Below are 23,651 nucleotides of genomic sequence, written 5' to 3'. Positions count from 1 at the left end.
TGGAGGTCAGATTCGGTACTTGACCCAATTTTTTATTTTGACAGAAAAAGGTAAATTATAATATTCCCGGAAAAGCCGGATTACATGCTCGTCGGGCTGAATATCGGGTTTCATTTCAACTTTGCCGGTGTTCATTTCGTGCCCGTAACTCCCGGATTTGAAGGTAAAATTAGTGCCGCTACCGTCTGTTCCAATGTTTTTTATTTTGGAATGAACCGGGTACAAACCGTAAGCCTGCTGTTGCGACTGTGTAAACGTCCAGCGGATCGCCCAGGAATCGATAATGCCCCGTTGCTGCTTGATCAACATCGGCCAAAGGTCATTTCCACCTTTTTCCAGCCTTTCACGAATAGGAGCAACTTTGTCGGAATTTGTCAATTCCTCCGCATTCCAATCGGCTTTTTTCCATTTTTCCGCCCAGGTACCCCAGCCCCAGGAGCTGGCTCTTGGTGCGAGATAAACGTCGTTTTTATAGTTTTTTGGAATTGATATAGGTGGTGTGTAGGCAGTTACTGTAAAAATATCTTTCCGGGAACCGTACACTTGCAGAGCCTCATTCATATAATCGAGGAAATCAGGCGTAGTAAGCATATCATCTTCCAGCACAATCACTTTCCCGTATCGCGCAATTACCTCGCTTACGCCCTTTATTACAGAAAAAGCAAGCCCCTGATTTGTTTCCGACTCCGTAATATTGATTTTTTTAAAGCCGCCTAATTGAGAAATATAAGCGCGTATTTCCTGAATCGCAGCTTGATCGGATTCCTTTTTTGGGCCGTCGGAATAAATGTATAATTCACTTTCCGAAGCCAGTATATTAGCCTGCAAATGTTCCAGTGTCTGGCGCAAATGTCCGGGTCGATTGTAACAGAATAATACGATAGGAGCTAGCGGTTCCGACTGATTCATCAGTTTTTATAAGCGTCAATGATCAGGGAGGTGTAGCCGAGTTTACCGCCTTTGTTGCGGTCGTCGTGATCGGCGGAGCGCCTTACCATTCCGTCTTCGGTCCGCCAGGGATTTTTGTGGAACTGACCATTTTCGTCAAAATATTCAAGCGGTTTTACTGTAAAACCGATCTCTTCGAGGAAGCCTGACATGATCTGGTAGTTGTACAGAATCTTATGGTCATCGGCGCCTTCGCCGGTGCCGCCTGGCTTGACGTAATTAATGTAATTTTCGTCTGTATGGTAGCCGTCGGGCACTGCAACTCTCAGAAAGCCACCGGGTTTCAGGTACATGTAGCAATGCTTGAAAGCCAGCTTTCCTTCTTCGGGAGTCAAATGTTCCCAAACGTGCTCGGCGAGAACGCGGTCAATGCTGTTTTCTTCGAAATACTTAGCCCAGTCGCTCTCTTTCAATAAGTTAAGGGTCTCAATGTCAGAATGTATCCAGCCTTTGTAAACGGAAAACATCGAGCCTACCACCATATTGATCGGCTTGCTGCGGTCGTAAGTTGTTAGCTGAAACCGGCTAAACGGTTCTTTCAGAAGGCCGGCTACTATTTTTTGTTTTAAAGACATTGATCAGGCTGATATATTGGTACGCCCGGATTAAAGGACGTTTTTACCCAAAGATAATAAACTTAGAATATCCGCTTCAATCCACCTTATTTGTGTCTGAGCAGACTGGTTTTGAAAAACTGCCAGCCCAGATTGAAGCCGGCTGAAATATCTTCCGAAACCTTCCAGACCAAAATTCCGCCGCCAAAAATGGTGGTTACCAATACGGATCTCAACAAAATATCGAACAATACGGTGCTCAGCACTTTTGAGTCTGTGGGTGCTGGAATAAAATAAACGGACAAATAGGCTAATGCAGCCAGGAAAGCCACTTTTACGGTTCCAATCGTAAATGGCTGAATGCCCATTTTGTTTTTGATAAAAAACAGTTTCAGGAAATTGTAAGTGATCGTAGAGAATAGCGCCGCCGCGGCTGCTCCGTTGTATCCGTATATTGGGATCAGTAACTGGTTGCTTAACAGTAGCATAATTGTGAAAAACAGCATGAATACGATATCGTAACGATAAAATTTGGAGTTGGTCAAAATCTCCGTATTTAGTCCTGTTGCCATATCAAAGATCTTCGAAACTCCCACCATAAACACGACCCATTTTCCCTGCGAGTAAATATCCGATTTTGGGATCAGTCCGAAGATCGAATCAATATTACACCAGATACCCAGGAACAGAAAGGTGCCGATAATGAAGAGGTTAAGGGAGGATTTCTTGTAAATATTGTCAATGTGAGCAATGTCATTTTTTGCGTAAGCTTCTGAAATAATCGGCGCGCTGATCATCACAATGCTGTTTCGCGGAATAGAAATAACCAGTGCGATACGGGAAGCAATATCAAAAATCGCGGTGTTGCTCAAACCCCCTTCAAATGCAGGAAGCAGCACTTTTTCAATATGCGGAAGTAAAGCTGCACTTGCGCCGCCCAGCAAAACCCAGAGTCCGTAACGGTACATTTCCCGGAATGCGGGATGTTTGATAAAACCGAAATCCAGCGAAGTATAAAGCCTTTTCTGGAAATATAAATAGATCAGCATTGCCGCGATCGCCAGTGCATAACTCAGCACCGTGAGCCAGACCAGCGTATCAAACGAAATGATTTTAAACCCAAAAAGAATAACCAGCAAACTATTCAGCAAACGCAAACCGACCTCACGGATCAGCGAAGGAACTGCAATGCGCAAATTGATACGCGAATAGGATTCCAATGCCAGTAAATAAACCATCCCTACCGTTAGGGGAATGAAAACGTAATAGTACTTGACCAGCAAAGGAGAATGGTCGAGGTAAAACTTTAAATAGAGGGGCTTGAAAAGAAGATAAAGGGAAATAAATGCAGCGAGCCCTACCAGCGGCGTGATGATAATGAAGGTAAAAAGCTGCCTTCGCGACGCATCGTCCTGAAACCGGCTATGAAACCGCACAGCCACTGACGGTACGCCGAGCAATGCGAAAGACATGTAAATCACAGGAAAAGTGAGCAGGGTAGAAGCGTACAAACCGAGCTGCTCCTGCGTCATAAACTGGTTATAGAGGATCAGAATGTTGAAAGTTCCTATGATAACCCCGACGTAGGAAACAATAGAACTTTTAAAACCCTGACGAACAATAATCCCCATTGAGTGAACTTGATTGGCGGGACGAAATACGATAAAAAGGTTTAGATACCCTAAAAGAATACGTTTTGAAAATTCTGAGCATTGTGGGTGCACGTCCGAATTTCATGAAAGTGGCCCCGCTTCACCGGGCGTTTTTGGCTTATCCTGATATGGAGTCTAAAATCGTCCACACGGGGCAGCATCATGATTTTATGATGTCGGGGATTTTTTTTGAACAGCTGCAAATTCCGAAGCCTGATTGTTTTTTGAATGTAAATGGCGGAACGCACGCGCAGCAGACGGGGCGGATCATGCTCGCATTTGAAAAAGTGGTTTTGACAGAAAATCCTGATCTGATTGTGGTAGTGGGCGACGTGAATTCGACGCTGGCTTGTGGGCTGGTCGCTGTCAAAATGCATATTCCTGTCGCGCACGTGGAGGCCGGGCTGAGGAGCGGCGACCGGAATATGCCGGAAGAGATCAATCGCATTTTGACTGACGCAATTTCGGATCAGCTTTTTGTGACGGAGCATTCGGCGATGAAGAATCTATTGCTCGAAAATGTGCATCCGGCGAGGATTCACCTGGTGGGAAATACGATGATCGATTCGCTGGTCCACTGTGAGTCGCATATTAATGCGTGTGATATTGTTGCCGAGCTTGGGCTCGCGGCAAATACGTATATAGTAATTACCATGCACCGGCCCGCGAATGTGGATAATCAGGGCGGGTTAACAAACCTCCTCGAAGTAGGAAAATGTCTTTCCCGACATTTGAAAGTCGTTTTTTCTGTTCACCCAAGAACACTGAAAAATATCAATGCTTTTGGAATGGAACAGGATTTCCAAGCAATTGAGAACTTAATTATGATTGCTTCTCTGGGTTATTTTGAATTTATAAGGCTTATAAAAAACGCGGCGCTGGTGATTACGGACTCGGGCGGGATCCAGGAGGAAACTACCTTTTTACAAATCCCCTGCATTACGCTACGAAATAATACTGAAAGGCCAGTGACGATTTCGGAAGGTACCAATCACCTGCTGCCCGACTTTACAGCGGAATCTGTTGCGCAGCTAGCGGAGAAAATTTTGTCCGGTAAATCTAAAAGAAGTGGTATTCCTGAATATTGGGACGGAAAAGCTGCGGAGCGTATTTCGCGCATTCTGAGAGAAAAGTACATTAATTCGTAGGTTTGTAGCTGACAATATCCGAGCAGCAATATCAATGTTGAAACAAATAAAGAACAGTACTTGGGGTTTGCTTAATAAAATGGGCCTGGGCGGCAGCGTCCAACTTTTTATGGGTGGCGCTTTGAAGCAATATGGCTGGTTTAAAAGCTACCATACCAAACAGTCGGTCGATGCCAATGGGAACCCGCTTCCCTGGTATACTTACCCTTTTATTCTTTTCCTGAAACCACGTTTGAAGCCTGAATTCACCGTTTTTGAATATGGTTCAGGGAATTCTACGATCTGGTATGCTGGGCAGGTTCGTTACATTACCGCAGTGGAACATGAAGCCGGCTGGATCAAGCAAATTGCGCCGAAATTACCTGCAAATACTACCTTATTGGAAAAACCGCTGGGCGACAGCTACATTAAAGCTGTGCAATCGACCGGTGATTTATATCAAATTGTGATTGTAGATGGGCGTAACAGGGTTAAATGCGCCATTTTTGCCTCTGATTTCCTGACGAATGACGGCGTGATCATTCTTGATAATTCCGAAAGAACCTGGTACACACCTGCCAAAGAGTACCTGGCGACCAAAGGTTTCAGGCGGCTGGATTTTATCGGAATGACGCCGATTGTTGGTATTGAAACGTGTACGAGCGTTTTTTACAGAGACGGAAATTGTCTGGGAATATAACTTACCATGTAAAATGGTAGGTCACTTTCTCAGAAGTCTCCGCCCCCAGGTTTCGCTTGAACCGGCTTAGTGATTCCTTGTGAGTTCCTAAATGATCCAGGGAAGTCCCGAGGTCTAATATTTTAAAACCATTCTGCTGACCATATTCATAAATTTTTTGAGTCAAGAAAACGATCGGGCTGAATGTGGCGAAATCCGGCAGGTAGGACGAGAGGAATGTATACAATACTTTTTCATTAACGCGCACTACGATAACCAGCGCAATTATTTCATTGTTTTTTGTCGCTGTAAAAATCAGAAAGTCGTTGGGGAATTGAGTTAGCAACACTTCCAGCTCATTGTTCGACACAGAAATTTGGTAACCTTTTGTTGTTCTGCACTTGAGCAAAAAGTCATAGCATTGTTTAGCTGTCAGCTGATTGGTCAAACCGGCCTCAAAGCCAGCATTTAAACACTTTTTAAGTCTTCTCTTTTCCGACAAATGTATGCCGCTCAGAAAATTGGAGGGCGTGATAGGAATATGTTGATTTGAAATGGTACATAATTCGCAATTGTCAGTATTATTGTATACGTCATGTAGTATCGTGTGTATGCCGGGGTCGTAGCAAGTAGGGGCGGTTTTGATAGTAAGCTTCTTTCCCGATTGGGTTTCAATCCACATCTTTATAGTATTCAGGAAGAAAAACAGATCGCTATTTGCACACCTTTTGCCCAACTGTATTCCGCCAAACGGGGACCTGGGCGGGCAGACCCAGTTAACACCATCCGCTGACGTACAGTGAAGTTCTGCTACAACGTCCGAAGATTCGCATTGAAGCAAAAAACAGGAGAAAATGGTCTGATTGGTTTGCGTAACAAGGTGTTCGGGCGTGTAATATAGATAGTGGCCCGGTTGGTAGTTAGCTGCTTCTGGAAAGTGCTTGTCGAATATCAGGACAGTATTTCGACCATCGTCCAAAGAAAATACGGTCTTTTTCCGTAAATCGCGTATAATCAAGTGTGTGTAATTGTAATTATGAATATAACGGTATACTAATTTGATATTTTTTATGTTTAATACAATGCAGATTGCTATTTTTGTTAATTATTCAAACAGTCCGGATTGAGAGGTTGAGAATAGCACTGGTTGGTAATCAAGTCTTTGAGCCCCGCGAACAGCCGCGCAAAGATGAAAGCTTAACATTAATTTAACCAGATTTTTACATTTTTTTGGCCCCAGCCCATCCATGAAACACATACTTATTGCCGAAGATCACGCAGTAGTGAGAATTGGTACGAAGCACCTCCTCAAATCCCTTATTCCGGATTCCACAATTTCGGATGTTGATGATTTTGATAAAATCTTGCAAGAGATTGAAGTTAAATTTTACGATCTGCTGATACTGGATATTAATATTCCGGGCGGAAATACAACCAAAATGGTTGAAACAATCCGCCAGAAATCTCCGGGAACCAGGATATTGATGTTTTCAAGTTACGACGAGCAGCTCTACGGACTCATGTACCTGCAAGCAGGTGCCGATGGTTATCTGTCGAAAGACGCTCCCGAAGAAGAGTTCAAAACAGCGGTAATGAGCGTTTTGAACAATAAAAAATATATGAGCGAGGATATGCAGCAAATGAATATCAATCGCCTGATCAATCCAAAAGAATACCTGCCGGATCCGATCGTGAGCCTGTCGCCACGCGAAACGGATGTGATGAACTTGCTGAAAGAAGGGTTAGGTACTGCCAAAATCGCCGAAAAACTGAATTTGCAGCTTTCGACTGTGAGTACCTACAAAGCCCGGATTTTTGAAAAGCTTGGTGTAAAGAACATTGTTGAGCTGATCACGAAGATCAAATAAAGAATTAGCATGGTCAAAAAAGCTCCTGAATATAGTTCAGGAGCTTTTTTAGTTTATAGTAGTCCGGAATGCAAGCCGGAAATCGCCTTTTTTTGAATATGAGAAAATTAGAAGTAGAAGAAATGAACCGCCTCAGCATCGAGGAGTTCAAGGAATCGGAAAAATTTCCTTTTGTAATTGTATTGGATAATATCAGAAGTCTTAATAATGTAGGTTCATTTTTCCGGACTGCGGATGCATTCCGGGCCGGAAAAATTTACTTGTGCGGTTACACCCCGCAGCCACCTCATCGCGAAATCACAAGAAGCGCACTCGGCGCGGAGCTGGCCGTGAGCTGGGAAAAAGTGGAAGATATCGCAGACCTGATCATCCGATTAAAAAGTGACGGATACCAGATATGGTGCGTGGAACAAGCTGAGGGAAGTGTGCTTTTGCAGCATTTTAAGCCCGAGCGTGGCAAACCCTGCGCATTTGTATTCGGAAATGAAGTAGAAGGAGTTGCCGACCAGGTGATCGCTGCAAGTAACGGTTGTGTGGAGATACCGCAATTCGGGACGAAGCATTCATTTAATGTTTCCGTTTCGGCAGGAATCGTACTTTGGGAGTTTGTGCGGGAAAATATAACATAAATATAACATTGGAAATTTGGTCTTTACCGATTAATAAACGGTAATTGCAGGTTACAGCATCGATCCTTTGTACTAAGAAAATAACCTTATGAAATCCGCTACAAAAAAGTTATCCAGCGAAATTGCCGAAACGATCACAGGTAAAATTGAGGCCGTTTCAGCCGGTTCAAAAAAAATAAAGAAATCGATTGAAAAAGCGGCTGCGAAGCTTGCTAAGAAGGTCGCTAAGTTCGAAAAGGAAACTTTGAAGAAGAAAGAGAAAGACACAAAGAATGCTGAAAAGAAGATAAAGGGAAAAGGAAAAGACAAGAAAGACAGCAAAAAAGGTAAAGCGGAGAAAACAGAAAAGATCGCGGCGCTCGTTGCAGCTGCATCTTCCAAAGCACCGGTAGCAGCTCCTGCGAAGCCGGTTGTTAACAAAGCAGTTGCCTCAAAATCCGTCGCTCCAAAAACCAGAGTTTCGAAACCAGCGGTTGCTAAACTGGCACCAATCACGCCGGAACCAGTTTCCTCCGAACAATAGTCAATCGACATAAAGCCAGCCCGCAAGCTGGCTTTATTGTTTTACACCTCCGGGAAATAACCGATCGTCGCCAGCAGGCGGCCAGTTACGCCATTTTCCAGCCGGTAGGAAAAGTAGTCTTCATTGTGCAGTACCGTGGAATAGGGAGATACCTCGATATTCTCCTGCAATAGCCCGGCTGCGAGAAGCTGCTCTCGGTTAGCGTTTTTTAAATCCACAAAAAACTTTCCTTTATTCTCATCCCAGCGCTTGAATGCACTGGTGAAATGCTGCGCCACGTCTTCGCCTACCTCAAAAGAACATTCATCAATACAGGTACCGACGTACGCGAAACAGTTTTTCGGGTCAGAGCCGAAGGAGTTTTGCATAGCCGCTATCGTTTTACTCACAATTCCACTCACAGTTCCGCGCCAGCCCGCGTGAATGGCTGCGGAAGCCTTATTGACAGTGTCAAACACGAGAATAGGCGTACAATCAGCGACCGTTACAGCTAGTTGAATACCCGGAACATTTGTTATCAATGCGTCAAAACCTTCAAATCTGTCGGGTGCTTTTACATTGATAATCTCATTTCCATGCACCTGGTGGGATTTGGCGACCTGCTCAAAAGGCACGCCTAGCGCCGCGAAAAACCGGTGGTTATTAGCCAGAATATGCGTTTGCGAATCTTGCGAGCCGCCGAGGTTAAGCGAGTTGAATGGAGCCGGACTTACCCCGCCGTGCCGCGTACTTTCGGCAGCTATCACGTGTTCCAAACCTGCAAATATTGACGGTTTGCGAAAAAGTGGTTTTTGATTTGTTGTACTGAAATCGGTCATTTCTTAATTCGTGTATTTATTCAAAAGTAGGCTAATAAGCTTTGGAGCGGAAAAGCAGCTGAATTTATTTTACGCGGCAGTGGTTTGAAGATTGGGCCGGAAGATCGTGGGCCGGTAATTGCCGCAAGTAAGCGGACAGCCCGATATTTGTAATAAATGAATAAATTTGCCCCGGGCGAACAGCTTAAAATCAATGCATGAGTGATATGATAAAAGTGAGTGTCTGCGTAGTTACCTATAACCACGAGAAATTTGTAGCTAAAACGCTGGATTCTATATTGATGCAGCAAACTACATTTCCTTTTGAAATTGTGGTGGGCGACGACAACTCCAAAGACAATACTGCCGCGATCCTGAAAGAATATCAGCAGCGTTATCCCGACAAGATCAGGCTGTTGCTTCATCCCAAGAATATGGGGCTGAACGGAAAATTCAATGCATTGTCCACATTTGCGGCCGCGAAGGGTGAATACATTGCGCAATTTGATGGTGACGATTACCTGACTTCCCCGCATAAGCTGCAAAAACAAGTGGAAATGCTCGACGCAAATCCGCATTATTCGGCTTGCTATCATAATGCGCGTGTTATTTTCGACGATAATGCCGCGCCTCCTTACCTGGTAAATTCGCTTGATAAACCTGAAATAACGGTCGACGATCTGATCGGCGAAGATGAATTGTGCTTTATTGCTACTTCCAGCCTGATGTTCAGGAGAGAGGATTTTGCTAAACATCCAGATCCTGAGTGGACTAACCTCTCGACCAGCGGCGACATTCCACGCAATATCATGCTCGCCACACGCGGACCGATCGGTTATATTAATGAAGAAATGTCCGTTTATCGTAAAAACAGGGGTGGGGCGAGCTTTGCTGACAACCATTACGGCGCTGATTTCCTTTTTAACCGTATTCAGATGTATTCGAATATCAATAAGGAATTGGGGTATAAATACGATGAGCGGATCAAGAAAAATATCTCGGTATATTACTATAAGTTGCTGTTTTCCAGGGAGTACGGTCACACTTACTGGCCGCGACTGAAATTTGCGCTTAAATATCTTTCCCTCGGCGACCCCGCGCCGGAGCGAAGAAAAGAAGTGATCAGGGACTTCATTATTCCCGGCTTTGCAATGAAGATTTACAGCTTTCTTGCTCTCAACCTTTACAATCTGAAATCGAAAGCGAAAGCTTAAAACTTAAAAGGGCCGCTACTGGCCCTTTGCTTATTCCTATGCCTGAATCTTCAAAAGAACGAGCTGAAAAATACCTTGACCTTGGTCACAGTGAAGCTGAGAACCACGCGAAAACGCAGCTCGAACTGTATGAAAAACGCGTAAAAGATACCGCTTCGGCCACGAATGCGATTTCAGAGTTTTTTAAAACCAACCTAATCGATTTTGCGTGGCATTACCTTCGCAGCCGCTTCGGTCCCCGGCACCCTTATCAGGCTTATCCAAGAAATGGCGATACCGGCATTTATAAACTGCAATCCTCCATTCCCAGCCGCACCGAAATCAGCCTCGCTTTGTTGTCCGACTGGGCCAGCGATACGGAGGAGTCTGACAAGATAGCCAACCTGGTTTCCAAATATACGCCCGATTATTCCATTCATATGGGCGACATTTACTTTGTAGGTACGCCGAAGGAGATCGAGTTAAATTTCACAGCGCCTTACGCTTCCTGGTATTACGGTGCGTCGGGCAGTCTCGCATTGTCGGGTAATCATGAAATGTATTCGAATGGAAATGCTTATTTCCAGCATTTGCTGCCCGCAATGTATGCGATGGAGGGTGAGATCAAGAAAACGCAGCAAGCCGGTTTTTTCTGTCTGGAAAATGACGACTGGCGGATTATTGGGATAGATACCGCCTACACTTCGGTGGGCCGCCCGCTGCTTGAAATCATTTCACCGCCTGATTGCCATTTAAAAAAGGAGCAGGTAGAGTGGCTTCGGGATGTTGTCAAGTTGGGAGATAAAGAAGATAAAAGAGGACTGGTTTTTCTGAGTCACCATCCTTATCTGTCCGCATTCCGGGAAGAATATCCCAAGCCAGGCGCTCAGATCAGGGAATTATTGGGCGAAGCCGACAGGCCGATCGTCTGGATCTGGGGGCACGATCACCGGCTTGTGATTTATGATATGGTCAAAAATGGCGACGGGCCGGTTGCCTACGGAAGATGTATCGGCCACGGTGGATTGCCGGTTGAAATTAAGCTGCCCGACGCGACTGATATCAAGAAAATTAAATATTACGATACGCGCGTGCGGACTGTAATTAAAAGGCATTCACTGGGTTACAATGGATTTGCAAGGGTATTGATCCAGGGGAAAGAGTTGAAGATCGAATACCGGGATATTGAAGATACTTGCGTGTATGAAGAAGCCTGGGAGGTTGATAAACAAAATGGCCAGCTCTCCTGGAAAATCAATCACGTGATTCCGGAGCTGGCCATTCAGTAATATCCGGCACGTGGCCGGCAAGCAAATTAGTGATGGTGATCGGCATCGTGGCTATTATCGCGGTAAAACGCTGCAAATGTGACGATCAGCCCGATTGTTCCTAATATAAATGTGAACAAATCGCCGAATATCGCAAGAATAGCAAATAAGATTACGAATGCTGCAATGTAAACAAAGCTTGATAATTTGGTTGATTCGGTATGTTGCGTTTCAGACATTTCTATATTGGTAATGTAATTGATTCCTTCGCGAAAATAATAATTACTCCTCAGGTTTCAGTTTTTCGGCTCGTTTTTTTAGGTGAAAAGCAGTGAATAGCAATCTGACTTGCAGCTTATTCTAAAATCAATACATTTGTTTTAATAAAATTCGCGGTAAAAAGGGTAGTGTAATCCACCTTTTCCAAGACTAAAATTCGTTCCAATGCCCTATTTGATCGGTTGTGATATCGGCACAACAAATGCAAAATCCGTCGCTTTTGATTCCGTTTCCGGTGATATTCTGGCTTCCCACAGTGAAGGTTATGAAATGAACCATCCTCAGCCCGATTGGAGCGAGGAGGATCCCGAAGAGATATTTCAGGCGGTTTGCAAAACGCTGCAAAAAGTAGTCGAGGAGGTAAAAGATAGCGAGCTGCTCGGCGTGAGTTTCAGCGCGGCTATGCACGCAGTGCTTGCATTGGATAAAAATGGAAAAAAGCTGACAGAACTGGTAATTTGGGCCGATAACCGCAGTTCCAAGATTGCTGTTAAACTCCGTGCGTCTCAGGTTGGCAAGAAAATATACAACAACAATGGAACACCGATCCATGCGATGGCGCCAGTTTGTAAACTACTCTGGTTCAAGGAAAACGAACCCGGGCTCTACAAAAAAGCCAGCAAATTTATTGGTATCAAAGAATATGTGATTTATAGATTGACCGGGCAATATCTCGTGGATTATTCAATTGCTTCGGCCACTGGGATGTTCAATATCAGGGAGTTGCAGTGGGATACTTATACTTTAAAAAAGCTGGGCTTAAAATCTGAAAAGCTTTCCAGAGCCGTTTCTCCCTATCATATTGAGAAGGTACCTGCGGGAAACGAAGCGAAATTGCCGGCGGGTACTTCGTTGATCATGGGCGCGAGCGATGGTTGCCTGGCTAACCTGGGCAGCGGCGCAATTCATCCCGGTTCAATGGCCGTCACGATCGGTACCAGTGCAGCTGTGCGGATTTGTTCCAATAAGCCTTATTCTGATCCGCTAATGCAAACTTTTTGCTACGTACTCGACGAGCAAACCTATATCGTTGGCGGGCCTTCCAATAATGGGGCGGTGATTTTCGAGTGGCTTGTCAATACGTTTTTTCCGAATGAAGAATTCGATGCAGTTGTCAAAGAAGCTTCTGAAATTGAACCGGGCGCCGATGGTCTGCTTTTCTATCCTTATTTACTGGGTGAAAGAGCGCCGCTTTGGAGTTCGATGGTCCGGGGCGGCTTCTCGGGACTGGATATCCGGCATACCCGTGCGAATTTTGCCCGAGCTGTGATGGAGGGTATTATGTTGAATCTGTACAGCATTGGTAAGATCCTGCTGGAAATGGGAAAGATCCGGACGATTTATGCAAACGGCGGGTTTGCCCGCAGCCCGGCCTGGGTACAAATGCTGGCGGATGTTTTTGGTATTGAGGTAAAATTGAATGAAACCGTCGAAACCGGTGCGGTAGGCGCGGCGATGATGGGATTGAAGGCGCTGGGAATCTACAATAGCTTCTCCGAAATGTCGTCTTTCACGACGGTAGGACAAGAATTTGATCCGGTCCCATCTGTTCACAAAATATATGATTCACAGCACGAGCGTTTCAGCAGAGGTGCGCAGCTTATGCTATCTCACGCGATCTGATTTTTTACATTTAAATACAAAAAAATGCCCGACTGATCAGTCCGGGCATTTTTTGTATTGATTCAATTGAACCTAGAACTTGTAAGCAATGCTCAATCTGTAATTTCTCGGAGGCTCAGCCTGCCAGTAATACGATGTGATCGGGTTGCCTGCATCGGTCGTGAAATTATAAGTACCACCGCTGTACAGGTATTTATCCAAAATATTGAACACATTGAGTGTCAGACGAATTTTGTCTTTTTCCCAGAACACACCACCATCCAGTTTGAAGTAATCAGGAAGGTTGTAAGTGTTATCGGTATTGCTCCACGTAGAAGTGGCGCGGTCGCCCTGGTAAGTGAAACCGCCGGATATTCCAGCACCTTTCAGCGCACCTTTCTGAGCTTTATAGCTCAGCCACCCATTTGCAGTATGTTTTGCAAAACCCGGAACCGGATCGCCCACTTTCGCTACCTCCACTCCCTCAGTAACCTTGGTCACTTCTGAATTGGTATAGGCATAATTGGCAGTAAGGTTTAAGCCCGGCAGGATCGTTCCACGCACATCGAACTCAATTCCCTGCGCCCTTTTCTGGCCCAATTCTACGCTGAAACCTGAGTTGGCAGGACGGGTTGGGTCGCCGGTAAGCTCGTTGTTTTTGAGAATGCGGTAAAATGCCAGGGTTGTATTCCAGCGCCCTTCCGCCCAATCTCTTTTCAGACCGAATTCTGTATTGTTACCTGTGATCGGCTGCACTTTTTCGCCGCTGCTCAAACGTCCCGATTGCGGAAGGAACGCCTGGTCATACAAAGCGTATACCGAAGTGTTTTTAGTAAGTGAAATGCTCAGACCAAGGCGTGGCGTGAAATGGTTCGCCTTGTCGGGTGCCGCGCCCCATTGTGCCTGGCTCAGGCTGGTATAACGGCCTGCAATGGTCAATCTAATCTTGTTGTCAAGAAATCCAAGTTCATCCTGCAAATACAGACCTGTGTATTTCTGGTCCATCAAACCACCTGCCTGTACAGCCCGTGCTTCAAGGTTGAGAGTGCGATCAAATACCGGGTAACCTGCATTTGGTCTGCCGTAGAACGGGTCCTTCGGATTGAAAAGGCCGCCCAGTGTGTCCAACGGAGCTGATTGTGCCCAGTCGGCAAGATATTCCTTAGTACCCACATCAATACCTCCCAAAAGACGATGAACGACGCCTCCGGTAGTTACTTTACCATTCACAAACACCTGTCCAAGCGTCATTTCGCTTCTTGCATCCCAGATACCCACACCGCGCTGCATGGTCGCGTCCGGGTTCACCAGCCACGGCCACTGGCTGCTGCCAGCCATTTTGTAATTCAGGTAAGCCAGCTGACCGGTAATTTTCCAGTCTGCATTGATTTGGTGTTGAAGATTAACAAAAATACTGTGGTCTGTGATCTTGGTCGGGCTAAGTCCCGGAGGCGTCGAGGTGTAATCTCTTGGCAGGGTAGCATATCCCTCCGGCGAGAAAGCGTAGTAAGAACCCACATCCGACATTTTGGCGTATTGCAGCGCGTATTCGGCGGTCAGTTTCGTTTTTTCGTCGATCTGGTAAGTGATCACCGGCGCAACGCTGTAACGGTTATTATATTCATTCGGGCGGAAAGAGCCCTTATTCTGTCCTGCCAGGTTAAGGCGATACAGGAATTTCCCGTCTTTGCTGAGCTTACCATCCAGGTCGAGCGTAGCACGGTAAAGGTCGAAACTGCCAATTGTAAAACTTGCTTCTCCTTTGGTTTCACCGGTTGGTTTTTTGGTAACTACATTATAAAGGCCGCTTGGATCGCCATTTGCAAGCATAAATCCAGCCGGACCTTTCACAAACTCAATGTGATCTACAAAACTCATATCCTCGGTCAATGGTCCCCAGAATGAGTTAACGATATTAAAACCGTTACGAAAAGCCTGGATCTGTGAGCCGCGCATGCTGATATTGGCATACATATCTCCCCAATGTTCGAGGCGGGTCGCGCCGCTTACATTGCGGATCAAGCCATCGCTCATACTGATAATCTGCTGGTCTTCAAATGCTTTTGAAGTTACTACCTGTACATTCTGAGGTGTTTCCAAAATAGGTGTCATCAGTTTCAGGCTGGGGGAGAGGTTTTCGTTACTATACACATTTCCACCCTTTACGATCACTTCCTGCAATTGGTTGGCGCTTTCTAAAAGAGTAATAGAAACTTCGGCAGTTTCGCCAGCCAGAATGTCGATCGGTTTTTCCAGCGTTTCGGAGCCAACGAAGCTAATAAGCAAAGTATATGCGCCGGCTTTCAGTCGCTCAATTGTGAATTTTCCTTGAGAGTCGGAAACGTCACCCTTCGAAGATCCTTTAATACCCACGGAAACAGATTGGGCTGGCTGCCCGCCAGAACTTAGTATTTGCCCTGTAACTCTGCCGGTTTGCGCAAAGGCGGCGGCAGTTGTCAGCAGCAACAGAAGGAGCGTGTAAATTTTTTTCATTTCTTATGAATTGGACTTTGGAGTTAATAAGCGCGCAAATATGAAACAGGTAATTTTGCGATACAAGTTTTTATTTAGATTTATTTAAAATAACGATGGTCAACCGATCGCTCCCGGTTATTACAAGGGCATAAGAAAAGCCGCACAATCCAGGATTGCGCGGCTTTTAAATTTTGCGAGTTGCTATGCTATTTTTTCTCTTCCACAGCCTCGACCATTTTCTCAGTGATCATTTTCTTTTCAGAAGAATTACCCCAGGAGTTCATGATATAGTTCATCACATCGGCAATCTCGTCATTTCCGAGCCCGGGACTCGGCATCATATTGTCGTATTCAACTCCATTTACTTTAATTTTGCCCATCAACCCGAACTTGACAGCTTTGATCCCGTTTTCCGGGTTTTCCATAAAGTAATCAGATTTGGCCAAAGGTGGAAAAGTGGCGGTTACGCCTTCGCCAGTGCCCATATGACAGCTAATGCAATTTTCTGAATAAACCATTTTTCCGCGTTCAATGCTCTTCGCCAGTTCGTCGTCCTGAGTAGGGAAAACGGCGGAGCAAAAGACAATCCCGGAAAGTAGCAACACTATTAGTTTCATGTATTTAATTAGCTTTTTGGGCTGATACGCACCACTTTACCCGAATTTTCAAGTACTACATAAATGTTACCGTCCCAGCCCTGGCGTACGTCACGAACGCGACCGATTTTGTCGAAAATCACTTCGCGCTTGGTAACCTTATTTCCCTTAACGGTAAGGTGTTGCAATTGCATAAATTTCAGCGAACCTACGATCAGGTCGCCTTTCCAGTCTTTGAATTTGTCGCTGGTCACGAAAGTCATTCCGCAAGGTGCGATCGACGGTCTCCAGAAGATCACCGGCTGTTCCAAACCTGCTTTTGCAGTATCTTTTGAAATAATGCTATTGTCATAATCGATACCGTAAGTGATCAGCGGCCAGCCGTAATTTTTACCTTTTTCAACGATATTAAGCTCGTCTCCGCCTTGTGGGCCGTGTTCGTGTTCCCAAATTACGCCGGTAGTCGGGTGAATTACCATTCCCTGCGGGTTACGGTGACCATAAGTCCAGATCTCAGGTTTCGCGCCAGCCGTTTTCACGAAAGGATTGTCAGTAGGGATTTTTCCGTCTTCAAACAACCGCACCACTTTTCCTTGGTCTTTGCTCAGGTTCTGCGAGTTTTCTTTCTGGCCTCTTTCGCCCAGTGAAAGAAATACGTAGCCTTTTTTATCAAACACAATGCGACCACCGAAATGGACATTTCCTTTTACATTAGGAAGCGCCTTAAACAATTGCTGAATATCGGTCAGCTCTTTACCTTTCAGTTTCGCGCGCATCAATGCAGTATTTGCACCGCCATCGTCGCCTTCTTCACCGTCCTTTTTAGGAGAAGAATAGCTGATATAGATCCAACCGTTTGTTTTGTAATCGGGATGCAAGGCAATATCGAGCAACCCACCCTGACCTTTGTACCAAACTTCCGGAATACCAGCAACCGGGGTCGCATCGAGCTTACCTTGTGAAACCAGGCGCAACTTGCCGCCGCGCTCAGTTACCAGGATATCGCCATTTGGAAGCAATGCAGAAGCCCAGGGCATTGTCAGGCCGGTTGCTACTGTGTCAACTTTCAGGTCGGATTCGGCCAAAAAGCTTTTACCCGGACCATTATTGTAACTCATTAAACCCACGGAGGCAGTTAATAACATGCCTCCCAGCGCAAGCGGAAGGTATTTCTTGAAAACGGAAGAATTCTTGTTCATAAACTATGGTGAATAAAGCTTGGTTTAAATTTAGAAATGCCCATTATTTAACTAATTCCAGCTCATTTAAGTGTGCTGTGATCGTATTGATTTCGTCTGCACTCAATGCAATATTAATTGCCGCAGCGTTTTGAAGTGCCTGTTTCGAATCTCTTGCACCCGCCAGGGCGATCGTAATACCTGGTTGCTCCACAGTCCAGCGCAATACCAGCTGGCCCAGCGTCGCATTCTTTTCGTCGGCGATAGGTTTTATTTTTGCAAGAAAATCATTGACCCTTTTCAGGTTTTCATCTTTGAAAAAATAAAGAGAAGCACGGTGATCGTCTGGCGCAAACTGGTGCCCCGGCTTCATTTTACCCGTAAGTAGACCACGCTCCATCGGGCTATAAGCCAGGATAGACTTCTCATGCTCAATGCAATACGGTACCAGTTCTTTTTCAATATCCCTTTTTACCATACTATAAGGAACCTGATCTGAAACCAGATTGATATACTGAGAAGCTTCACGCATTAGATTTGCGTCGTAGTTACAAACACCTGCGAAACGCACTTTTCCCTGCTGGATCAGCTGACTTACCGCTTCCATCGTTTCCTGAATCGGTGTCGTTTTGTCGTGCCAATGAATTTGGTAAAGGTCTATATAGTCGGTACCCAGGCGTTTCAGGCTGTCTTCGCATTCTTTGATAATGCTGTCTTTTGCAGCGTATTTATAAATGTCAATATCCTGGCCCTCGTTGTTTTTGCTGTGCATTGCAAAATCGCCGGTGGTCACATCCCAGCGCATTCCATATTTAGTCAGAATCTGCACTTTATCGCGGGGTATATCTTTAATAGCCTCACCCACAATCTCTTCACTCAATCCCTGGCCGTACACCGGAGCGGTATCAATGGAAGTTACGCCCGCATCGTACGAATCGCGGATCGCTTTCACAGCATCACTTCTCTCCGACCTCCCCACATCCATCCCCCGGCGGCCCAGGCGCCAAATGTGATAACAGAAAGTTCAAGATCAGCTTTTTCAGGGTGGTCGGAATTGCCTACTTTTCGATATTGCATGGTTTGGTTGCTTTTAGCTGTTAGCTCTTGGCTTTTAGTTTGATGATAATTTTTACGCTACTTGCTCAACGAAAACGGCGCTGCTTCTGGCTTGGTTCCCCATGTTTTGGATGGTTTGCTGCTCATATTGAATTGCACTGTGCCGCCTTTTTGAATATCAGCGTGTTCGAGGTACGTATTTCCGTAGCTTTTTCCATTCAGGTTCGCGGCCTGGATATACATATTCTTGTCGCTGTTTTCATTTGCCTGCACTACAAATTTCTTGCCATTTTCCATCGTCAGCGTCGCATTCTTGAAAAGTGGGGAGCCGATCACGTATTGAGTAGTGCCGGGCGTGACGGGGTAAAAGCCGAGTGACGAGAATACATACCATGCGGAAGTTTGCCCGTTATCCTCGTCGCCGCAGTAACCGTCGGGCGTTGGCTTGTACAATCTCCGCATTACTTCCCGCGACCAATACTGTGCCTTATCCGGCGCGCCGGCGTAGTTGTATAGGTAGATCATGTGCTGGATCGGCTGGTTTCCGTGCGCGTAATTTCCCATATTCATAATCTGCATTTCGCGGATCTCGTGGATCGGGAAACCGTAATAGCTGTCGTCGAAAATCGGTGGTAGTGTGAAAACCGTATCAAGTTTTTGGACAAAAGCTTCGCGCCCGCCCATTAATCCGATCAGTCCTTTTACATCCTGAAATACAGACCAGGTATAATGTATGCTGTTCCCTTCCGTAAATGCATCGCCCCATTTGAATGGATTGAATGGTTTCTGAAACTGTCCATCCTTGTTTTTGCCGCGCATCCATTTGGTTTCAGGGTCAAAAAGGTTGCGGTAGTTCTGGCTTCTTTTCAGGTACAGATCCACTTCCTTCTGCGGCTTTTTCAATTCTTTCCCAAGCTGTGCAATGCAAAAATCGGCGTAGGCATATTCAAGCGTTCTAGCCGCATTTTCATTCACTTTCACATCATAAGGAACATAACCCAGCTCGTTATAATATTCATGACCAAAACGCCCCACAGAACTTACCGGACCTGCATTTTCTGTATTTTTCAGGATCGCTTCGTACAGTTTATTGATATCATAACCACGGATTCCCTTCACATAAGAATCGGCGATGAGCGAGGCAGAATTGGAGCCGATCATACAATCGCGGTGACCCGGACTTGCCCATTCCGGCAGAAAGCCACTTTCGTCGTATGCGTTCGCCAAACCTTCCATGATCTGCCCGTTCAGGGTAGGGTACATTAAGGTAAAGAATGGGAAAACTGCCCGGAAAGTATCCCAGAAACCATTGTCTGTAAACATATATCCCGGCCGCACCTCGCCATTGTAGGGACTGTAATGCACAACTTTATTGGCTTTATCAAATTCATAAAACTTCCTTGGAAATAGCAGCACGCGGTAAAGGCAGGAATAAAAAGTGCGGATCTGGTCGATATTATCGCCTTCCACCTGAATACGTGAAAGCTCCTGCTCCCAGACTTTTTCACCTTTGTCTTTGGTCACATCAAAACTGTCATTTCCCAGCTCGCGTTGCAGGTTCAGTTCAGCCTGTTCCGGGCTGATAAATGAAGATGCTACTTTCAAACCCACTTTTTCACCCCGTTTTGTCTTGAAACCGATTACCGCGCCAACGTGGTTTGCTTTCAGTTCAAGGGTATCTTTCGCCAGTTGCTTACCCCGGAATGCGGAGTTGAATGTGAATGCTTTATCAAAAATCAGTACAAAATAGTTCTTAAAATTAGCCGGAACACCGCCGCTGTTTTTGGTAGTATATCCGATGATCTTACGTTCTGAGGGGATGATTTTTACATAAGATCCTTTGTCAAATGCATCAACCAGCACAAATGAGCTGTCGGATTCGGGGAACGTGAAGCGGAATTGTGCAGCTCTTTCTGTTGGCGCGATCTCTGTCGTAACGTCATAATCCGCGAGGTATACCTTGTAATAATGTGGCCTGGCAGTCTCGGCTTTGTGCGAAAACCAGCTGGCCCGGCTCTCTTCATCGATTTTCAATTTCCCTGTGACGGGCATAATGGAGAACTGGCCGTAATCATTTATCCATGGGCTCGGCTGGTGCGTTTGTTTGAAGCCGCGAATCTTCTCAGCATCATACATATAACTCCATCCGTCACCCATTTTTCCAGTCTGCGGCATCCAGAAATTCATGCCCCAGGGTAATGCGATAGCCGGATAAGTATTGCCTGCCGAGAGACTGAACTTCGACTGCGTCCCCATCAGCGGGTTCACGTAATCGACCAGTTTTGGCTTTTCAGCCGTTTGTCCAAATGCAATGGAGGTATTTAAAAGAAAAAGTATCAGGTAGAGGCAACTTTTTTTCATTGAGCTGGTATAAAATGATTCAGAAAATGCGTGATCGCGACAAATGTAATGCAAGGTGGCGGAAGAAGAATCAATTGAATCAAGAATTGCAACCGGTTTCGGTATGACATTTTGTACCGGCATAGTTCTTTTCGGTACAGAGGCAGAGTTCAATACTTTCCGGCTTAATCATATCTTAAAAGATCAGCGGGACCGTTCCTTATAACAGAACTGGTTTGAAACACATATTATCTTACATATTGATATAAATACGATGACTGAACACTTAGATCGCCTGACCCCCCGGCAAATCGTTTTTGAGCTTGACCAATACATAATCGGACAAAATGACGCGAAAAGGAATGTCGCGATCGCATTGCGGAACAGGTGGAGGAGAATGAACAGCCCGGCGGACATTCAGAAGGAAATTATTCCAAACAATATATTAATGATCGGCGCCACGGGTGTTGGTAAAACTGAAATAGCCCGTCGCCTCGCCAAAATTGCTGACGCTCCATTTGTAAAGGTGGAAGCTTCTAAGTTTACCGAGGTAGGTTACGTGGGCCGCGACGTGGAAAGCATGGTACGCGATCTGGTTGAACAGGCTGTGGGCATGGTGCGGATGCAGAAAAAGGAAGAAGTTAAAATCAAGGCCGAGCAGGCGGTGGAGGATATTATTCTTGACGCATTGATCCCGCCGGTTCACGGATCAGGTACGCCGCGTGTGAAGAGCGAGAATGGAAATGACGATATGCCTGACGATGACGGCGAGCTTAATCAAAGGACGAGGGAGCGTTTTCGTGAGAAAATAAGGAATGGAGAGTTGGATAGCCGCAAGATCGAGATTGAAGTACAGCAAAATCAGACGCCGAATGTGGGTATGATCGGTGGTGCTGTGGATGATGTTTCGATGATGAATATCCAGGAAATGATCGGTAATATGATGCCGAGACGTGGTAAAAAGCGAAAAGTGACCGTAGAGGAAGCGCGCAAGATCCTGCTTGATGAAGAGGCTTCCAAGCTGATCGATATGGACGAGGTAAAGGTGGAGGCGATCAAAAAGGCAGAAAACCTGGGGATTATTTTTATTGATGAAATTGATAAAGTAGCATCAAGCCGCTCTGGCGGCGGCGGCGGCCCCGATGTAAGCCGCGAAGGTGTGCAGCGCGATTTGCTTCCTATTGTGGAAGGCAGCGCGGTGAATACCAAGCACGGCGTGATCAATACAGACCACATTCTTTTCGTAGCAGCCGGCGCATTCCACGTTTCGAAACCTTCGGATCTGATTCCCGAGTTACAGGGACGTTTCCCGATCCGTGTTGAGTTGAATAGTCTTACCGAATCAGATTTTTACCAGATCCTGAAAACCCCGAGAAACGCGCTGACCAAGCAATATGAGGCGATGATGGAATCGGAAGGTGTAGAGCTGATCTTCGAAGACGGCGCGCTTCGCGAAATGGCAAAGATTGCGTTTGAAGTGAATAGTGAAGTTGAAAATATCGGTGCAAGGCGTTTGCAAACGGTCATGAGCCTGTTACTGAACGATTTCATGTTCGATATCCCCGACGTAATCGGCGCAGATTCCCAAATCACCGTCACCGCAGAAATGGTAACCGAAAAACTGTCACATCTCGTTAAAAATCGGGATTTGAGTCAGTATATATTGTAGGGAGGATGGGAGGAAAGGGAGGATGGAGGAAAGGGATTACTTCTTTTTCCTTCCTCCTTCCTCCCTTTATTCCCTTTCCTCCCTCTATCCCTTTCCCCCTTCAAAAAAACAACCACTTCAAAGCAATCGGAAATTCTTTGCTCCATTGATTTTCCGAGTGTTGTCCTTTTGGGTCGATGCTGGTTTTGATCTGTACGCGGTCGTAGCCAAATCGTTGTGTTTCGAGCGTTTGGGTCAATTTCGTGAAGTTCGCTAGCATATTCGGGCCTTCTTTTCCACCGGCGTATAAATAGATCCGTGTTTCGAATGGTTCGAAAAAGTGTATTACATCGAAATAAATGCGCTGGGAAATCCAGAGAGAAGGTGAGAATGCCATGATCCTGCCAAATACCTGCGGGAACATCAATGCTGCATAAATGCTCAGCAAACCACCCACTGAACTTCCGCCTATTCCGGTATTCAACCGGTCGCTTTTCGTACGATATTTTTTATCAATCTGCGGTTTAAGCGTTTCTGAGATAAACCGCAAAAAATGTTCGCCGCGGCCTTTGCCCAGTTTGGTATTGACATAAGGTGAAAATTCCTCGATCCTGTCCTCCTCGGCATGATCAATCGCGACAATGATAACGCCCGATTTACTTTCTTTCGCCAGTTTTTCAAGGCTTTGGTCAATATTCCAGTTACCATATTCCGATCCTTCGCCAAAAAGATTTTGGGCGTCGGTCATGTAAAGCACAGGAAAGCTCAGGTCGGGTCTGTCGTAATAATCATGCGGTAGCAGCACCTGTATCTTTCTCGTCCTTCCAAATTGAGGAATTTCGAAATTTTCGGAGACCAGCTCTACGATCGGTGATAGATCGGTTTTTTCCAAAATGCCTGTCTGCCAGCGTTTTACAATATCCTGGATTACGCTATCTTTTTCTGGAATAGTTCGATTGGCGTAAGGATTGCCAAATTCATCCAGTTCTACCTGGTCCCATCCGCCACGGGTATATTTGTATTCGAGGGGAAAGGTGAGTTCTGCTTCTTCAGGGAATTGAAAAATGTACTGTCCTGGTTCCACTAATGTCATCTGGTATTCTTCCAGATCGGGAAGCCATTTGCAAAAACTTCCGGTGATGTAAACCGGGCGCTTGTCAACTGGTGTGGTACTTAATTCAATGGTGAGTGTTTCAACTTCAATTTGCATTACTTGTAGAGTCACATTTGGATTACGTC

The 23,651-nt window shown here is 45.6% G+C and carries 20 protein-coding genes and 1 pseudogene; 9 read left to right on the top strand and 12 right to left on the bottom strand.

Annotation, left to right across the window (positions count from 1 at the left end; all coding sequences use genetic code 11):
- Positions 1–6: 6 nt before the first annotated feature.
- The 3 genes from KOD92_RS12025 to KOD92_RS12015 all read right to left on the bottom strand — a co-directional run bounded on the left by KOD92_RS12025 (position 7) and on the right by KOD92_RS12015 (position 3,133).
- The gene (locus KOD92_RS12025; protein ID WP_215233816.1) at positions 7–909 is read right to left on the bottom strand and encodes a glycosyltransferase; all 903 of its coding nucleotides are present in this window, start codon (positions 907–909) and stop codon (positions 7–9) included.
- On the bottom strand, positions 909–1,523 hold the full coding sequence (locus KOD92_RS12020; RefSeq protein ID WP_215233815.1) for a class I SAM-dependent methyltransferase: 615 nt from the start codon (positions 1,521–1,523) through the stop codon (positions 909–911). The genes KOD92_RS12025 and KOD92_RS12020 overlap by 1 nt, the downstream gene beginning before the upstream one ends.
- Before the next feature lie 86 nt (positions 1,524–1,609).
- On the bottom strand, positions 1,610–3,133 hold the full coding sequence (locus KOD92_RS12015; RefSeq protein WP_215233814.1) for a lipopolysaccharide biosynthesis protein: 1,524 nt from the start codon (positions 3,131–3,133) through the stop codon (positions 1,610–1,612).
- Between the two features lie 65 nt (positions 3,134–3,198).
- Between KOD92_RS12015 and wecB the strand changes: the two genes are divergently transcribed.
- Together wecB and KOD92_RS12005 are read left to right on the top strand one after the other, a co-directional pair.
- Positions 3,199–4,302 (top strand): non-hydrolyzing UDP-N-acetylglucosamine 2-epimerase, encoded by a 1,104-nt coding sequence (gene wecB / locus KOD92_RS12010; protein ID WP_215233813.1) that lies wholly within the window; start codon positions 3,199–3,201, stop codon positions 4,300–4,302.
- A gap of 34 nt (positions 4,303–4,336) precedes the next feature.
- A complete protein-coding gene (locus KOD92_RS12005) occupies positions 4,337–4,981 on the top strand; it encodes an FkbM family methyltransferase (RefSeq protein WP_215233812.1) in 645 nt (214 codons plus the stop codon).
- 1 nt (position 4,982) lies between these two features.
- Here KOD92_RS12005 and KOD92_RS27710 read toward each other — a convergent pair whose 3' ends face one another.
- Positions 4,983–5,369 carry a GNAT family N-acetyltransferase gene (locus tag KOD92_RS27710; protein WP_215233811.1) on the bottom strand — a complete coding sequence of 129 codons (387 nt, stop codon included), beginning with the start codon at positions 5,367–5,369 and terminating at the stop codon, positions 4,983–4,985.
- 838 nt (positions 5,370–6,207) lie between these two features.
- Between KOD92_RS27710 and KOD92_RS11995 the strand changes: the two genes are divergently transcribed.
- The 3 genes from KOD92_RS11995 (at position 6,208) to KOD92_RS11985 (ending at position 7,980) form a co-directional block, all read left to right on the top strand.
- The gene (locus KOD92_RS11995) at positions 6,208–6,828 is read left to right on the top strand and encodes a response regulator transcription factor (protein WP_215233810.1); all 621 of its coding nucleotides are present in this window, start codon (positions 6,208–6,210) and stop codon (positions 6,826–6,828) included.
- Between the two features lie 98 nt (positions 6,829–6,926).
- Positions 6,927–7,457: an RNA methyltransferase gene (locus KOD92_RS11990; protein WP_215233809.1), complete on the top strand. Its 531-nt coding sequence runs from the start codon at positions 6,927–6,929 to the stop codon at positions 7,455–7,457.
- 88 nt (positions 7,458–7,545) lie between these two features.
- Positions 7,546–7,980, top strand: a complete 435-nt coding sequence (locus tag KOD92_RS11985) for a histone H1/H5 family protein, HCT subfamily (protein WP_215233808.1) — start codon at positions 7,546–7,548, stop codon at positions 7,978–7,980.
- A 41-nt stretch (positions 7,981–8,021) separates the two neighbouring features.
- On the opposite strand, the gene pgeF is transcribed toward KOD92_RS11985, so the two are convergent.
- Positions 8,022–8,726 carry a peptidoglycan editing factor PgeF gene (pgeF, locus tag KOD92_RS11980; RefSeq protein WP_310589444.1) on the bottom strand — a complete coding sequence of 235 codons (705 nt, stop codon included), beginning with the start codon at positions 8,724–8,726 and terminating at the stop codon, positions 8,022–8,024.
- Positions 8,727–8,995: 269 nt separating this feature from the next.
- Between pgeF and KOD92_RS11975 the strand changes: the two genes are divergently transcribed.
- Both KOD92_RS11975 and KOD92_RS11970 read left to right on the top strand, forming a co-directional pair.
- Positions 8,996–9,991 carry a glycosyltransferase family 2 protein gene (locus KOD92_RS11975; protein ID WP_310589443.1) on the top strand — a complete coding sequence of 332 codons (996 nt, stop codon included), beginning with the start codon at positions 8,996–8,998 and terminating at the stop codon, positions 9,989–9,991.
- Between the two features lie 38 nt (positions 9,992–10,029).
- Positions 10,030–11,259: a metallophosphoesterase family protein gene (locus KOD92_RS11970; protein ID WP_215233806.1), complete on the top strand. Its 1,230-nt coding sequence runs from the start codon at positions 10,030–10,032 to the stop codon at positions 11,257–11,259.
- Positions 11,260–11,285: 26 nt separating this feature from the next.
- On the opposite strand, the gene KOD92_RS11965 is transcribed toward KOD92_RS11970, so the two are convergent.
- Positions 11,286–11,477 (bottom strand): hypothetical protein, encoded by a 192-nt coding sequence (locus KOD92_RS11965; protein ID WP_215233805.1) that lies wholly within the window; start codon positions 11,475–11,477, stop codon positions 11,286–11,288.
- Between the two features lie 205 nt (positions 11,478–11,682).
- Here KOD92_RS11965 and KOD92_RS11960 point away from each other — a divergent pair, with 205 nt between their 5' ends.
- Positions 11,683–13,140, top strand: coding sequence for a gluconokinase (locus KOD92_RS11960; protein WP_215233804.1), 1,458 nt, complete (start codon positions 11,683–11,685; stop codon positions 13,138–13,140).
- A 72-nt stretch (positions 13,141–13,212) separates the two neighbouring features.
- Here the strand turns inward: KOD92_RS11960 and KOD92_RS11955 are convergent, their stop codons facing one another.
- From KOD92_RS11955 to KOD92_RS11935, 5 genes and pseudogenes are all read right to left on the bottom strand, one after another.
- Complete coding sequence (locus KOD92_RS11955; RefSeq protein WP_215233803.1) at positions 13,213–15,612, bottom strand: TonB-dependent receptor; 2,400 nt, start codon at positions 15,610–15,612, stop codon at positions 13,213–13,215.
- Positions 15,613–15,800: 188 nt separating this feature from the next.
- A complete protein-coding gene (locus KOD92_RS11950) occupies positions 15,801–16,211 on the bottom strand; it encodes a c-type cytochrome (RefSeq protein WP_215233802.1) in 411 nt (136 codons plus the stop codon).
- Positions 16,212–16,219: 8 nt separating this feature from the next.
- On the bottom strand, positions 16,220–17,389 hold the full coding sequence (locus KOD92_RS11945) for a PQQ-dependent sugar dehydrogenase (protein ID WP_215233801.1): 1,170 nt from the start codon (positions 17,387–17,389) through the stop codon (positions 16,220–16,222).
- 43 nt (positions 17,390–17,432) lie between these two features.
- A pseudogene (locus KOD92_RS11940) lies at positions 17,433–18,445 on the bottom strand (aldo/keto reductase).
- A gap of 57 nt (positions 18,446–18,502) precedes the next feature.
- Entirely contained in the window at positions 18,503–20,785 is a 2,283-nt protein-coding gene (locus KOD92_RS11935; protein WP_215233800.1) for a GH92 family glycosyl hydrolase, read from the bottom strand.
- A 253-nt stretch (positions 20,786–21,038) separates the two neighbouring features.
- On the opposite strand from KOD92_RS11935, the gene hslU reads away from it, so the two are divergent.
- Entirely contained in the window at positions 21,039–22,433 is a 1,395-nt protein-coding gene (hslU, locus tag KOD92_RS11930) for an ATP-dependent protease ATPase subunit HslU (RefSeq protein WP_215233799.1), read from the top strand.
- A gap of 100 nt (positions 22,434–22,533) precedes the next feature.
- Here the strand turns inward: hslU and KOD92_RS11925 are convergent, their stop codons facing one another.
- Complete coding sequence (locus KOD92_RS11925; RefSeq protein WP_215233798.1) at positions 22,534–23,622, bottom strand: alpha/beta hydrolase; 1,089 nt, start codon at positions 23,620–23,622, stop codon at positions 22,534–22,536.
- Positions 23,623–23,651: the final 29 nt, after the last annotated feature.

It is taken from the genome of Dyadobacter linearis (assembly GCF_907165045.1).
In the GTDB taxonomy this organism is placed as follows: domain Bacteria; phylum Bacteroidota; class Bacteroidia; order Cytophagales; family Spirosomataceae; genus Dyadobacter; species Dyadobacter linearis.
This window is presented reverse-complemented; position numbering and strand designations above follow the sequence as displayed.